We start from the raw sequence: 14,076 nt of genomic DNA on the forward strand, positions 1-14,076 counted from the left end.
CCCGTTGCCGGTTTCAAAGGAGCCGGCGATGAAAATGAAAGTCGTAACAAGCCTGGTTGTTGTGTTGATGTGCCTGTCGGTCCCGGCGCATGCCGGCTGGGAAAAACTGAAGGAAACCGCGTCGGACATTGGGGATAAAGTCAGCGAAGGGTCGAAAAAAGCCTGGGATAACATTTCTGAGTTTTCCAAAGAAGCCTGGGATTCGGTCTCAGAATGGGGGCGGGACGCCTTCAACACCGCCGGGGAATGGACGGAGGCTTCCATCGAGAAAGGCAAGGTCTGGCTGAAGGCGGGTGAAGAGAAGCTGGATGACATGCTGGCACCGGAAACGCCGGAAGAGGCCCGGTTGGCACTCGATACCATGTCCGATACCGCGTTGGTGCGGTTGTTTAACGAGCATCCCAGCGCCAAACTGCTGTTTGATCAGGCCTATGGCTACGCCGTGTTCGATTCCCGCCAGTTCTCGCTGGTGTTACATACCAACCAGGGGGCCGGTGTTGCGGTAAACCGCCGGACAGACAAGCGCACCTACATGAAAATGTTCGGAGCGGGGCTGGCCTTGGGGCTTGGCGGCAAGTTTTATCAACAGGTGATTTTCTTTGAGGATCGGCGCACCTTCGAGAACTTTGTGCAGGATGGATGGGAAGCTACGTCAGAAATCGGCGTGGTCGCCGGCACGGAAGGGGCAGAGCTGACAGCCAAGTACAATGGTGGGATGGCGATTTATCAGATTGATGAAAAAGGTCTGTTGCTGGATGCCAATATTGCCGGATCGAAATACTGGATAGACAAGGATTTAAGTCCCTCGCCCTGAGAAGCTATCGGCAGAGCAAAAAAACGCCTGGCAGGTGACTGCCAGGCGAGGAAATAATAAGGAACAACATATTCTTTTGAAGTGCGCGTAGTGTAGTGCCTGGCTACACAATACACAATCTTTATTTGGCTGCTGATGAAACAACCCAAACGGGCCGGTTTTATGCGCAGTGCCTGTCTGAACTTCCCATCTTTGTCCTTTGTCTTTTATTCTTTGTTCAGCAACGTAAGTGATTTCAGCTGAATAGTCGTTTGAGCTGATTCAAAAAACCGGAACCTGTCTGGCGCTTGGATGCCGCGGCCTGACGTCCGGCATAGTAGGCCTGCATTAGTCCGGTGCGGAACACACTTGGGTCATTTTCGCGAACGACCGCAGAGGCGGCCAGAAGGGTGGCAATGTCGTTGGCATGGTCATTGGCGTAGCTAAAATCGATACCGGTATAGCCCTGAGCCATGAACCAGAGCGTTGCGTAGCCGCGGACGTCGCTCGCACTGGTGGTAGTGAACTTCAGAGCCTGGGTAGGACCGATCGTTTCCTCAAAGACCGATTGAACCCGGCTGAGGGTTGCTTGTGTGGCCTGAAAGTTCGCTAGGGATTCCTGATGGCACTTTGTCAGTAAACCCAGCACCAGGTCGTGCCGCGGCTTGTCAGGCTTTTGCTGAACCACTTTGGCAAAAAAACTGGCTTGGTGGTCTATCAGTTGGATAATTTGCTGCTGTTCTGACTCGGTCAGTTCAAGCAATGGCAGTCCCATGGTGCGCAGGGTGTGATGGAAATCAGTCATGTGTCTAATGGTTGCAGGCTTTGGCGCATTATATCGTGATTGATTGGCAGGAAGCCATGGTTGAAGCCGAAACCTCAAAGGGGGGAAACGAATGGTGCAGGCGATCAAAAAAGCCCCGGCGTTACCCGGGGCTACAAAGGGAGCTGATTATGTGTCAGGAGCCGCTTACGCGTTCGAAGGTTTCAGCTCTGCATTTTGCTCTTCGGTGGCGTGTTCTTCGATGAGCAATTGTTTTTCATGTATCTTGAAGAACGGATAGTAGATCAACACACTCACGACGACACAGACGACAACCACAACTGCGGCGGTGCCTGAGTTTGTCGCCATCACGGCACCGATAGGCGCTGGCATGGTCCATGGTGGAAGGGCAATGATTTTCGACAGGAGTTCGGTTTTAAATGCAGCCCAAACAATACAGGTATTGATGATTGGGGACAGCATCCATGGGATGAAGTAGTTCGGGTTCATCACAATCGGGGTACCGAAAATAACAGGCTCATTGATATTGAAGGTACTTGGAATAATCGACATTTTACCAATGGTACGCAGGTGCGTGGCTCGAGAGCGCATCATCAGGACCACAAATCCCCAGGTACCGCCGGCACCGCCGACAAAGATAAAGAAGTCGAGGACCGGGTTGACGAAAATTTTCGGCAGCGGCTCGCCGGCTGCCAGTGCTTCCTGGTTCAAACCCAGGTTGATGATCAGAATCGGGTACAAAATACCGCTGACGACGACTGAAGAACCATGAATACCGGCAAACCACAGCAACTGGATCATGATCACGGCCAGCAAACAGGCAAAGAACGAATCAGAAGCTGAAATTAAAGGTTTAAATATTTCCATGATGGCCGATGGAATACTCAAACCATAACTACCCAAAACCCCATTAATCGCAACGACAATGATGGAAACGATGATCACAGGAATGAGCAGGTCGAATGATGCTGCAATTTTAGGTGGAACTGCTTCCGGCAGCTTCAGACGAATATTTTTATCGCGCAGGAAGCGCTGTAATTCCGGGACAAATAAGCCACATAGAATCGCAGTAAAAGCACCTGTACCACCCATAAATGAAATTGGCATCACGCCGCCAACATTATCGAGAAACTGGACTGGCGCAACAGCAAGCAGGAAAGTAAACATGGATAACAGCCCGGAGTTTTGCGCACGAATATCGTATGCACGCGCCAAGCTGTAGGCAATGCTATATGCTGCATATAAGGCGAAAATACCCATACTGACCTGGAAAGGTGCCAGGATATTTTTCTGGCCAATTATCTCGATCAGCGCATGCCAACCATCAAGGAAGAAGTTTCCTTTCCCTGGTGGGTAGGCCAGAACCAGCAGCAGCGAGCCGACGATGAGGAACGGCATGGTTGCCACGAAGCCATCTTTGATCGCGTTGATATGCCTTTGTGCAGAAACTTTGACTGCCATCGGGGCAACAAACTTCTCGACAAAGACGAGGGTTTTGTCAAATATACTCATAGTGTATTCCTTTAATTCGAATGATGTCATTCGGGATTATATTTAGAGCGAAATGGATCTATTTACGCCGAACAGATATTAAATCGTGTTGAGGTTATATGGTTGAATCCCTTCCTTGAGTTTCTATAACTGAATATTAATATTCAAAATATTGAAAGTAATTGCGGTAACTCACATTCAGCTGTTTTTATGCACTTTGTTTGTTGTTTTGTGAATTAAATTCCAGATGTTGTGTTATGCCTGAAAAAGTTTCCATTTTAATTTGTAATATAAAATGTGGTGTTGGTTGTTGTCGTTGATAAATAAAAGTGGCCACCTTTTTGGGGTGGCCAAATATTTTTATTAATAACTAAATGTTTGGAATAGGATTAGCAGCTACCAACTAATTTCCATGGGCCGCCTTGATCCGGCTGGTTCCCTTGGTTCCACCAGCTGGCTTGATAGACGTTGCCACCGTAAGTGACCTGATCGCCGCCAACATAGACTGAACCGGCATCCCAGGCGACCGGGCAGCTATTTCCGAGCTCAAATGAGACCGTTAAGCTGTGGGCACCACCAACGGACTGGAAGGTGTACGAGTTTGCTGCAGGGTAGCTCACGCCGTCGACAATAATCTCTTTTACCCGATAACCGCTGTCAGGAATAAAGTTGACAGTGAAGTCAGCCCCGCCTTTTGCTTGCAGCAAGCCATCGGCGCCTGGTGCCGGTGAAATAGTACCGCCGGTACCACTGACGGCAACCTGAATGTCGTGCATCACCGGAATATCGATGGTGACCTCACTGAAGTTGCCACTAAAGCCCGCGAAGTTGCTGGCAGAGAGCAGGTTCACATCAGTATTGTTCAGGATTATTTTCTTTTGATCGCCTTTGGCAAATGGTTCCAACAATGTAATCACCACGTTTGCACCTTCCTGACTCAGTTTCAGGGCAGAGAACGGCACCGGCTGGTTGCTCGGCAGGGTGATGACAGTTTTGGCAATGTCAAAGCTGGCAACTTCAAGGGTCATGTTCCAGCCCCAGTTGAGGTGGCTCAGCGGAACAATATAGCCCAGACGATCGTAACCCCCGGTGATGTTGATAAACATATCCGGTTTTAGATCGGCCAGCGTCAGGCCAACCAGTTCGTAAGATGCGTAAATACCGCCGTCTTCAGCCTGAGGACCAATGACCACGGAGGTGCTGGTTTCAAAGGCTTTCAGGTGCTTGAAGCCGATCCCTGCGGTGCCTTCAATCTTGTCAACGGCCGGGTTGAAGTTGTGTACGACTTGCTTGCCGGTATTCCAGGCCAGCGTATAGACATCAGAAACTTCAATGACCGCGTTTGGATTCGCCAGGATATCGCTGGCTGCGACACCGTTCAGGATTATGGTCTGACCTGAGAATTGCAGCTCGCTGCCGCCGTTGCGGTCGGTAACCGTCAGGGAAGCCAGTGGATCTGCAGCTTTCCAGCCACGCAGGATCACTAAGTCTTTGTTCAGTACAAAGTCAGTAATTGTGGTGGTCGTGCCGCTTTGCTCGTGCAATAGAACCTGGTTGCGGCCACCGCCGAGAATGACGGTATCGTTGCCCCAACCGGCAGTCAGCACTTCATCATAGATAGAGCCCTGGCTGACACTGTCTCCCGGGACATCGAACAGGGTGTTGTAGCCGCCAAACTTATGCACGTATTTGGTGATACAGGTGCCGAGTTCGTCACAAGTGATCTGATCTTTGGTGAGCAGTGCCCCGGTTCCCCATGCGCCGCGCAGGTGAGCAGCCGCCAGAATACCAGACATGGTCGCCTGTACCTGAATTGGCTGTCCGTTATCATCTTTATCCGGCCAGCTCTTCGCAAGTGCCTGATCCCAGGTCATATTGGCGTCGGCCAGCAACTTGGAAATGATCTTGTAGTTGAAATGCATGGCATCGCGGATCACCAATTCCTGTTTTTCAGGAATGATTAGATCATTAAAGCTGTTGATGCCGTTCTTGCCGACAAATGTCCCTTCCCAACGGTTGTTATCTGTGACATAGACCTGGTTCCCGCCGGAGCCGGGGATCTCGGCCAGCGCTTCAGTTTTGCAACCAATCCAGGTGGAGTCCGGTACAAACATGTAGAAGCTGTCATACTCTTTGCCGTCGATAGAGACGGTTTTCGGACTATAGTAACCGGCATCGATTAAGACGGCCTCACCCAATTGATAACCAACGAATCCCCAGGCATTCAACGAGTTATACTGCATGTTACGGAACATCTGCGGATCGTGCGGCGTGGCCGGGTTGTAGATGTTGTCGATGCCTAGCTTCTGGAAAAACTGCTTGATGGTGGTTGGTTCCGAGACCATGATCCCGGTCGAACAATCACGGACCAGACGACCCGGTTTGGTGACCTTGGCATAGGTGTAGACCGGGTTATCCAGGTTGTCGTAGTAAAAAGCACTTAACTGGGGGTTAATCCCGGACTCAAAATCTCGCAGGCTGTCTAAAAAGTCCTGCATCCCTCCCTGAGCGGCAAAAGCATGTGGGGAAATTGCCAGTGCAATCGCGATAGAGAGTTTCCGTTTCAGTGTCATTGCATTTTTCCTTTTATGGTTAGGGTAGAGGCAAGTCATTCAATCGATTTCAATTTTTGAATATTCGGTATGTGGTTACTCCGTCGGGTTGAGGTTGAGTGGCTCAAGCAGCGACTGTCCGGACTCCGGTGGCCGGGCTCCGAAAAAGACTGCTGCGCTGGCGCCGACATCGGCGAGGGTGTCCCGGTAGCCCACCTGGACGCCGGTAATTGCCGGGCTGTAAACCATCAGCGGCACTTGTTCACGGGTATGTTTGGTGTGGCCGATAAACGGATCATTGCCGTGATCAGCCATGACGATCAGTACATCGCCGGGGTTCAGGGTGTCGATAACGGCGGCGAGGCCACGATCCGCTTTTTCCAGAATGCTCCAATAGCGCTTGGGATCCTGCTGGTGGCCGGACAGGTCGGTTTCCTGCACATTGGCGCAGAAGAAACCTTCATGTTGTTTCAGGTCTGCCAGAAGCAGGGAAAACACCTGGTCGGTATCGACCACTGAGGTATAGGAGGTGCCGGTCTCGTTCTGGACGATATCGGCGACTTTGCCATACAGGTACGTGTGGATCCCGACTTGATGCAGCTGATGCGGCACCTGGGTCAGGGCATCAACGCCGTAGCCCAGATGGACGACCTGAAAGCCTTCGTCATAGGCACCGGAGTCTGGGGCGTTGACGCCGATATAAGCCAGCTGGCCTTGTTTGTCGGTCTTGGTCTCGATGGCATTGAAGACTTGGTCCATGGTCGGGATAAAACCGCCGAACGCAATATTCCGGCTGACCGAATTTGCCCCGCGGACGATGCGGCCAATTTGTTTCACTTCGTCAAAGCTGATCAGATTGAAGTTGGCAGTCAGGTTGTAGACCTGGCCCAAATCGGCTTCCAGGTTATCACCGATCACCACGCAGCCCTCGACCATCAGCAGTTGCAGGGTATCCCGGGTGATTCGCTCCGTGGTATATCCCGCCTGGATGAGCGCCTGCTCAATGGCATCGATGGATTCCTGGAACGGTTTGACCAACGGCGGTTTCGGTCGGGTGCCCATGATTTCCTGGTGACCCATGAAGGTGTCACAGCCGAAATGAGCCAGTTTGGCGGTGCCCCAGTTGGCGGTGGCAGACGGCTGCATCTTGGAGCGGGTCAGGCCGGTGATATTCATCAGCCCCAGTTTTTCCAGGGTAGGTAGTGTTTTGAGCGGGAAATGGTCGAGCAGTTTCACCGCCGTGTTGGCACCGCGATCCTGTGGCCGAATATCGACCACATCCGGCATTTCGCCGACCCCGAAACCGTCCAGTACCACGACAACAAATTTAGCCATGTTTTACCTCATTACCTTGTGCATCGAATAAACCAAGCAGCGTGGGGGTGTTGCTTGATAACCCTGCGACAAGCGCGACATCACTTCGTGTAACAAAAATTTGAGTCCGAAATGCCATGATGACAGGTGTGCCGACCTGACAGGGTCGGTCGAGTTGTAGGTGATAATCGATACTGGCTTCATCGTCGTTGCGGACGTCGACCAGGTGATCGGTTTCTGTGCCCTGATGGAATTCTCTGATCAGGGCCTGTGTCAAATGGCCGCGGCGATAGTAGCCCCCGCCATAGCAATAACTGGCGTCACCAAATTGGTGAGAGACTTCGGTAACATAGGCCATGGCCACTTTTTCCGGCTGGCTGCCGTCCTGATTCGCCGGCATTGTGCCGGTCAGGGCGTGGCCGGGCTCACCATGAGTGCCGCCAAATTGCCGAATTTGCGGCAGGGTCTGGCTGCTGGTGGCTGAAGGAATATTGAGCTGCGTTATCGGGTAGCCCAACTGACCGGCTTGCTGGTTGGCGGCAAGCAGGGTCTCGAGGTTTCGGGTCGGCTCGGTATCCTGCGACTCCGGGTTATATAAAAAACAGGGGAAGTGGGTCAGTCCGGCAATCTGCAGATTCGGTAACGAGGCAATCTCGCGGCAGATGGCATCCAGGGACTCGATCGGAAAACCGGCTTCCTGATTGGTGTAGAGATAATCGCTGGTTCGGTAAAATTTCAGCAGGACAGGCTGGGTTCGTTTGGCTTCAACGGCCGCGGCGGAGATTTCCCGCGCCTTTTCCAGCGAGTAGACGGTGATCACCTCGGGCTGAATGGTCGAGACAATAAAGGGGACATAGCGGCTCGGCGGCTGGACCAGGTGACCGATGTGACTGATTTTGACGCCTGCTTGATGAAGTTGGCGGGCTTCTTTGAAGTCCACACACACGATCCCATCGTAACCTAATTCGTCGACCAGAATTTTGGCCAGCAGTGGATTGCGGCCGAATTGCTTGGTCATGCCGTACAGCCGGATGCCATATTGATCCGCCGTTGCTTTGATCAGCAGGGCATTTTCCGTGAACTGGTCGACATCTATCACATAGGTGTCAGGCAGGATAACGCCTTCCTTCAGCAGGGTGAAGGCGCCATCTATGAGTGCCGGGTTTTGTTTTTGTAATGCTCTGAGAAACATGTAAACCCCTTTTTAACGACGAGCTGAGCCAGTCCACAAGCGGAACTCGTGGATAACAGTGAGCTTGGTTAAACGTGCAGACTGGCTCTGGAAGCAGTCTGCTAGACAGTAAACAGACCTAGTACATACAGGACATTCAGTAAGATACCGGTCAGAATGGCCGCAACCGCGGGTGCCGCAATTTTCAGAACCGGACGCCCCATGACTTCATTGAGGAAGAACAGCATGGAGAAAATGGTCAAACCGGTTGTCGCGCCCATTTTCATTACCGCCAGGACCCCGCCAATCAGCAGCGCAAACTCCATCAGGGTATTCATTGAGTTGCGAATGTTGTCTGATGCGTTACGAATGGAAGGAAATTGCTCCAGGAAATGACCCACTTTGCGCAGCAGGAAGACTTCAGCACAGATGGTCAGTGCCCCGAGCACAGCGGCAACCGGAATATTCGGTGCCAGATAGCCGACGACAAAGACGAAAGTCATGCCGACCACGCCATAGACACCCGTCGCCAGTGCTGTGGTGGCGATGAGCGGTACAAAGCCCAGGCCCCGCATAAACTCTGAAAGCGCGACTTGTTGCAAGGCGGCGTCTTGTGCTACCGGATCCGTCAGTTTGTAAGCATCGGCCAGGGCATAGATCGAGACTTCCGACCCGGCGAAGATCCCTGCGTTGGCAACAATGGCAATCAGCGAGCCGGTTGCAGCCAGCAGCGGCAGGTTCTTCATGATCCGTTTGGTGCGCTCTTCAAACAGGCTGTGCATGCCGGACATGTCTGGTGGTGAAATCCCATTCTTTTTGTCGTTGATGTCTTTGTGGATCGCAGTGCCGACCAGCATGACCATGCCGACGAAGATCTGGATGGATTCCGGATAAATCGACGTAAACTGGATGGTCAGCAAGCGTGACAGCAGGACAACCCCGGCAGCAATAGCTCCGGCTTTCCAGCCAAATTGATAGAAAATGGCCAACAGCGGGAACAAGGCAAACGCGGTCATCACCGGGGTGCCCAGCTCGCCCAGTGCGCCGAGGGCGTCAATTGGCAGACCGGTCAGGACGGCATTCACACCGGAGAGCGATGTCACCACCAGGACCCCCCAGAGGCCACCGGCCAGGGCTGCCAGCCAGCGACTGGCGATCATTACCCCGAGGATGTCTGTTGGCAGGAACAGCAACCACGGGTTCAGGAGCCCGGTGGATAAGGTAAATGAAATCCCCACCGAGGCGACAAAGCCGATCGACAGGCCGAACGCGACGGAACCGGCATCGCGGCGCGTCATGTGGCCTTCAACCAACTGCGGCAAAATAGGTCGGATTCCGTCATGGAAAACGGAGGCGCTCATATTGGCAACGAGCGCGGTCATTGCACAAAGCAGGGCGACCAGCCCGATATTCATCATATCCATAATATGTTACCTGTTCGCCAGTGTGTTGATCAGCATGGGCACCGCGTGTTCGACGTGTTCGACGGAAAGCCCGAACGCGACTCTGCCCTCATTGACGAACTTCTCGACTTCATCTTGCTTGGCCTGAATGGCAGGTTTGGCAATGGTGCAGCTCTGGGCAAAGCCGATGATGGCGATTGCGAGTGACAGGGCTGCACCTGCACCGGTGTTACAGCAGCCGATGTAGTAGTCGAGCTCGCCGCTCTTTACCTTCATCGCGGCTTCCATGTCGTTGAGGATATGGCACTCGAACAGGCCTGGTTGGGTTTGTTCAATTTGTGCTTTGATTTGCTCACGTTGTAAGCCGGCAATACCGATTTTTTTCATAACAGGACCTTTTTATTCTCTGATTATTATTGGAAGAGTTGGTTGGGTGCGTGTTTTAACATGGTGTCGACTTCTGTCCGGCTGATGCCGTTTTCTTCCAACTGGGGAAGGAACGTGTCAATCAGGTAACAAAAACCGGGACCACCGTTTTCTTTCAAATGCGAACGACGGGTAATATCCATCGAGAGCATGACCCGGTCGAGCAGGCCGCGTTCCGCCAGGGCTTTGAGCATTTCAATGCGGCGGCTGTCGGGGTAATAGGAGTTCTTGCCGATGGTGTCGAACTGGACATAGCAGCCCTGATCCAACAGCCACAGAATGTCTTCCAGATTGTCTTTCAAATCACAGTGGCCGATGGTGACTTTCTCCAGATCGACACCCAGCTGTTTGAACAACTCAATTTGGTACCGTCCCATGGTGCTCATGGACTGGTGGGTGGAAATGGGCCGGCCGGTTTCAAAATGGGCCATGGCCGCTGCTTCAAAGACTTTTTTTTCGGTTTCGGTAAAAGCGTTCTCACTGCTGCCGACTTCACCAATTACGCTGGCTTTGAGTGCGCTGCCGTCGATGCCGTCAACAATCTCCCGGATCATTTCCCGGCTGATCTCTTTTGCTGATTTGGCATACAACTCCGGTGGGAAAAATCCCTCAATGTAATATCCGGTAGAGAGTAAAACATTGATATTTGTATCAGACATTAAACGTTCAATAAATTGAGGATTTCTTCCCATAAAAGAGTTGGTCACTTCGATGATGTTATACACACCGCGATCGACCAGCGCGTCCATCTCCGCTTTGATCAGGTCATACTGATCCAGACGGCAGTCGATATTGCCTTTTTGCGGTGAGAGATCGATATGCAGATGTTCATGGCAATAGGTGTAACCGTTCGGATTGATTAACATGCGGCCTCCTCGGCAGCGCTGGCGCAATAGAGCGAAAATAGATTGCTGAGGAAAAACGAGTTTTCGGTTGCCGGCACCTGTACCAGGCCGACTTGATCAAGAATGCGCTGGTTCAGGCTTTGGATGTGTTCGAAGCCGTCATCCGCCAGGATTTCATCGAAGATATCCGGGTCCAGTCCCTCGTCTACAGGTGCGCCAGTCCGGATGCGGTCAAAAGCCCGGGCAAAGTGGGTCATGGCCATCTGGAATTGCTCATTGTCCGGGGTCACGGCGAGCTGTTCGCCGATCAGACTGACCGCAATTTCCGTTGCCTGACAGGCTTCAGCGCTGATTACGTTAGCTTGCTGCAGCAGATTGAGACGTTCCTTCATTGTGCGCTCCTGATAACGGGTTTAGTAGTTCGGGGTGATCTCGCCCCGGACGACTTGTTGTTGGTGTTCAAGTAAAGCCGGAATGTTGATGAGCTTGCGAAGCAGGGTCGTAATGTGCGGGTTTTCACCGCTGACCAGCATCACGGCCTCGGAAGCAAGTGCGCATTGCTCAATGTGATCAAGCGTTTGTTCGGCCAGACCATATTTTTCCATATCAATAGCTTCCGGCAGCCAGACCACCGCATCAATGTCACCGCTGAGCAGGAGGTTGAGGCTGTCTGCGTAGTTGATTTCGACGATGGTAACGGGTTGATCCCGGAAAGCTGATTGCGTCAGCAATTTTTGGTCCGGCGAGTCCGGGTCCACCCCCACGCGTCGAATTTGCTCATACTCCCCCTGGCGAAAGATTAATCTATGGGGCAGTGAGTAGGAGTGCTGACCCAAATCAATGGCCGTTACAAAACCGCCTGTGTAACTCTGTGCCGCCAGCTTGGACATAATGGCGATGTCATGGGTTCCGGCCTTCAAACATTCGGCCCGGGCACCTGCACCACGCATGTGGGCAAAGTACAGGGGCAGGTCGCCGATTTGTTTTTTCAGTCCGCTGGCCAGCCCTTCATAATGTTTGGTATACGGGAGGGGCATGGCACAAACAACATGAGAAAAGCCGGTCAGTTCGGCCAGCGCGCGATAGTCCAGCTTGGCGATAAACGTGCCATTGCGTCCCTGTTTGGACAGCGCCACAGCACCTTGTTGTTCGATGGTGGTCAGGGCTTTTTGGACAAAGCCGACAGAAACTCCAATATCGTCAGATAAGGCGTCGATTGTCCGCAGCCGATCGTTGACGGACGTTGACATTAAGTAACGGGCGATGCTGATAATCGCGGCCCCTTCTTTACTGATATATTGAGTTTTCATAACACCTGATTTTATCTTCAATATTTTGAATGTTTAAAATAGCACCAAGTTGATGGTTTAAACAGTACTGAAATAGAAAGATGAGAACTCACTCAAACTTTCTTCGTTGGCGCGATCGGATCCCGGATCGACGTGATGTGAAGAAGTGGGCGTTCATTTCTAATTTTCTCTGTTAGGGTAGGCAGGGATACTGAGTGCTCAGGATGAAAAGGAGGCACAGAACAATGACAAGTTTTTATGAGTTATCGGCGAAGAGCATCCGGGGAGAGGATGTCGCGATGCGCGACTTTGCCGGCAAAGTGGTGCTGGTGGTCAACACGGCCAGTGAATGTGGCTTTACTCCCCAATACCAGGGATTGCAGGACTTGTATGCCAAATACAAAGATGACGGGCTGGTGATCCTGGGGTTTCCGTGTAATCAGTTCGGCGGGCAGGAGCCGGGAGAAAATCAGGAAATTGCCCAGGCATGCCAGATCAATTATGGGGTGGAATTTCCGATGTTTGAAAAAGTGGAGGTTAACGGGGCCAACAGCCATCCGGTGTTCCAGTATCTCAAGCGCGCGCAGCCGGGGTTGTTCGGCGACAAGATAAAATGGAATTTTACCAAGTTTCTGATCGGCAGGGATGGTCAGCCGCTGAAGCGGTTTGCACCGACCAAGCGGCCGGAATCGATTGAAAGTGACATTGTCAAAGCATTGCGAAGCTAGGCTCGCAATGGTTGCGCAGCCTAGCTATCGGCATGGTACAGCGACGTATAGCTGTCGATATTGTCGGACGCCGTAAAGTCCTGCAGTTGCTGGAGCACCCGCGCTTTGGCGGCCAGATGATGCCGGCGGGTGATTTCCTTCAATTGCGTCATGGCCTGGTGGCTCGGGCTTGAAGGCTTGTTGTTGCTCAGGTAGCGATCGAAAAAAATCAACTGGGTGGATGTGTCGTTGAAATCGCCCAGTTCATCCTGCAATTGCTTTAAATGCTGAATTTGCGCCTGGATCTTTTTCGGCGGAAAAAGCGGCGTGAAATATTCCAGCAGGTAGCGCAGTTTCTTGCAGCAGATCCGTAACTGATGGACGTTCTCATCCGGACTATCACCATTGAGGGTGTTGCAGATGCTGAGCGCGCGCTGGAAGTGTTTCCAGAGGATAGCCTGAGCAAATGGCTTACTTTTACGGTGTCCCTGGTCAGCTGGGGAAGCTTCCAGCTCTTTGATTAAGCCTTTGACCTGCTGGCATTGCTGCTCATAATTCTCAGTTTTTAACCATTTCTTGGCCGCTTTAAAGGTGGCTTCCCGTTCATGCTGCAGGGTGTCGACGAAACAACTGAGCCCCTGATGATGCTGATGATCGAGTACGGAAAAGTAATCATCGATCTGCGCTAAAAAAACATCGAGATCCCGTAGCTGATTGGTTTTTTGCATCAGGGTTTTGAGGCTGAGGTTTAACATTTTCTGCTGGCGCGGCACAAACAGGTCTTTCATCAGGCTGATGAGCGCGCGGCAGCGGCGCAGAGAGACCCGGTACTGGTGGAGGAACTCGATATCGTCATCGCGGATAATCCCTGGTTCATGCAGCCGGGCATGACGAAATTCATTGCGCAGGAAATGATAGGTCGGCAGGTAAATATCTGCGGAGGCCGACAACGGAACTTCCGGTTTTTTTTTCTTGGGGAGTTTTAGCTTATCTCGCTTATTCACATTCATTTTTCCACCTCACCATCAAGAATAGACCTTCAAAATTGGCCAGTGAATGGTGCGCGCAAGTTTTTCATATCGGGTAATAAAGATAATACAAGGATCCGGTTTCATTCCGGAAGTGAGTAGTGTTGCCCGTGCCGGTGTACAGTTGGACGACGGGCCTGACTGATGCAAGTTGCCACTGGCAATCATGGTTTACAAAGTCTGTTTACATTTGTTTAACATTGATTTCTCTGCAAATGTCTCATCCTCCGACAGGAAATGCTAATCCTATAAGTAATGGCTACAGATCATACA

The 14,076-nt window shown here is 51.9% G+C and carries 13 protein-coding genes; 2 read left to right on the forward strand and 11 right to left on the reverse strand.

Annotated elements, in window-relative coordinates; all coding sequences use genetic code 11:
• Positions 1–34 precede the first annotated feature (34 nt).
• On the forward strand, positions 35–814 hold the full coding sequence (locus tag VV869_RS12075; protein WP_337735159.1) for a hypothetical protein: 780 nt from the start codon (positions 35–37) through the stop codon (positions 812–814).
• Between the two features lie 235 nt (positions 815–1,049).
• Here the strand turns inward: VV869_RS12075 and VV869_RS12080 are convergent, their stop codons facing one another.
• The 10 genes from VV869_RS12080 to yhfZ all read right to left on the reverse strand — a co-directional run bounded on the left by VV869_RS12080 (position 1,050) and on the right by yhfZ (position 12,089).
• Complete coding sequence (locus VV869_RS12080; protein ID WP_337735160.1) at positions 1,050–1,598, reverse strand: hypothetical protein; 549 nt, start codon at positions 1,596–1,598, stop codon at positions 1,050–1,052.
• A gap of 165 nt (positions 1,599–1,763) precedes the next feature.
• A complete protein-coding gene (locus VV869_RS12085) occupies positions 1,764–3,089 on the reverse strand; it encodes a PTS sugar transporter subunit IIC (RefSeq protein WP_337735161.1) in 1,326 nt (441 codons plus the stop codon).
• Between the two features lie 368 nt (positions 3,090–3,457).
• Complete coding sequence (locus tag VV869_RS12090; RefSeq protein WP_443147312.1) at positions 3,458–5,641, reverse strand: carbohydrate-binding protein; 2,184 nt, start codon at positions 5,639–5,641, stop codon at positions 3,458–3,460.
• Between the two features lie 75 nt (positions 5,642–5,716).
• Positions 5,717–6,955, reverse strand: a complete 1,239-nt coding sequence (locus tag VV869_RS12095; RefSeq protein ID WP_337735162.1) for a phosphopentomutase — start codon at positions 6,953–6,955, stop codon at positions 5,717–5,719.
• Positions 6,948–8,126, reverse strand: a complete 1,179-nt coding sequence (locus VV869_RS12100) for a YhfX family PLP-dependent enzyme (RefSeq protein ID WP_337735163.1) — start codon at positions 8,124–8,126, stop codon at positions 6,948–6,950. Before VV869_RS12100 ends, VV869_RS12095 begins: the two co-directional genes overlap by 8 nt.
• Before the next feature lie 101 nt (positions 8,127–8,227).
• Positions 8,228–9,529 carry a YhfT family protein gene (locus VV869_RS12105; RefSeq protein ID WP_337735164.1) on the reverse strand — a complete coding sequence of 434 codons (1,302 nt, stop codon included), beginning with the start codon at positions 9,527–9,529 and terminating at the stop codon, positions 8,228–8,230.
• Positions 9,530–9,535: 6 nt separating this feature from the next.
• Positions 9,536–9,895: a DUF2620 domain-containing protein gene (locus VV869_RS12110; RefSeq protein ID WP_337735165.1), complete on the reverse strand. Its 360-nt coding sequence runs from the start codon at positions 9,893–9,895 to the stop codon at positions 9,536–9,538.
• A 26-nt stretch (positions 9,896–9,921) separates the two neighbouring features.
• A complete protein-coding gene (locus VV869_RS12115; protein ID WP_337735166.1) occupies positions 9,922–10,800 on the reverse strand; it encodes a phosphotriesterase-related protein in 879 nt (292 codons plus the stop codon).
• Positions 10,794–11,171: a hypothetical protein gene (locus VV869_RS12120; RefSeq protein ID WP_337735167.1), complete on the reverse strand. Its 378-nt coding sequence runs from the start codon at positions 11,169–11,171 to the stop codon at positions 10,794–10,796. Before VV869_RS12120 ends, VV869_RS12115 begins: the two co-directional genes overlap by 7 nt.
• Before the next feature lie 21 nt (positions 11,172–11,192).
• Complete coding sequence (gene yhfZ, locus VV869_RS12125) at positions 11,193–12,089, reverse strand: GntR family transcriptional regulator YhfZ (RefSeq protein ID WP_337735168.1); 897 nt, start codon at positions 12,087–12,089, stop codon at positions 11,193–11,195.
• Positions 12,090–12,313: 224 nt separating this feature from the next.
• Here yhfZ and VV869_RS12130 point away from each other — a divergent pair, with 224 nt between their 5' ends.
• On the forward strand, positions 12,314–12,796 hold the full coding sequence (locus VV869_RS12130) for a glutathione peroxidase (protein WP_337735169.1): 483 nt from the start codon (positions 12,314–12,316) through the stop codon (positions 12,794–12,796).
• Positions 12,797–12,816: 20 nt separating this feature from the next.
• Here VV869_RS12130 and VV869_RS12135 read toward each other — a convergent pair whose 3' ends face one another.
• Entirely contained in the window at positions 12,817–13,785 is a 969-nt protein-coding gene (locus VV869_RS12135; RefSeq protein ID WP_337735170.1) for a CHAD domain-containing protein, read from the reverse strand.
• Between the last annotated feature and the right edge of the window lie 291 nt (positions 13,786–14,076).

Origin of the sequence: Photobacterium sp. MCCC 1A19761 (assembly GCF_037389125.1) — a bacterium.
GTDB lineage: Bacteria > Pseudomonadota > Gammaproteobacteria > Enterobacterales > Vibrionaceae > Photobacterium.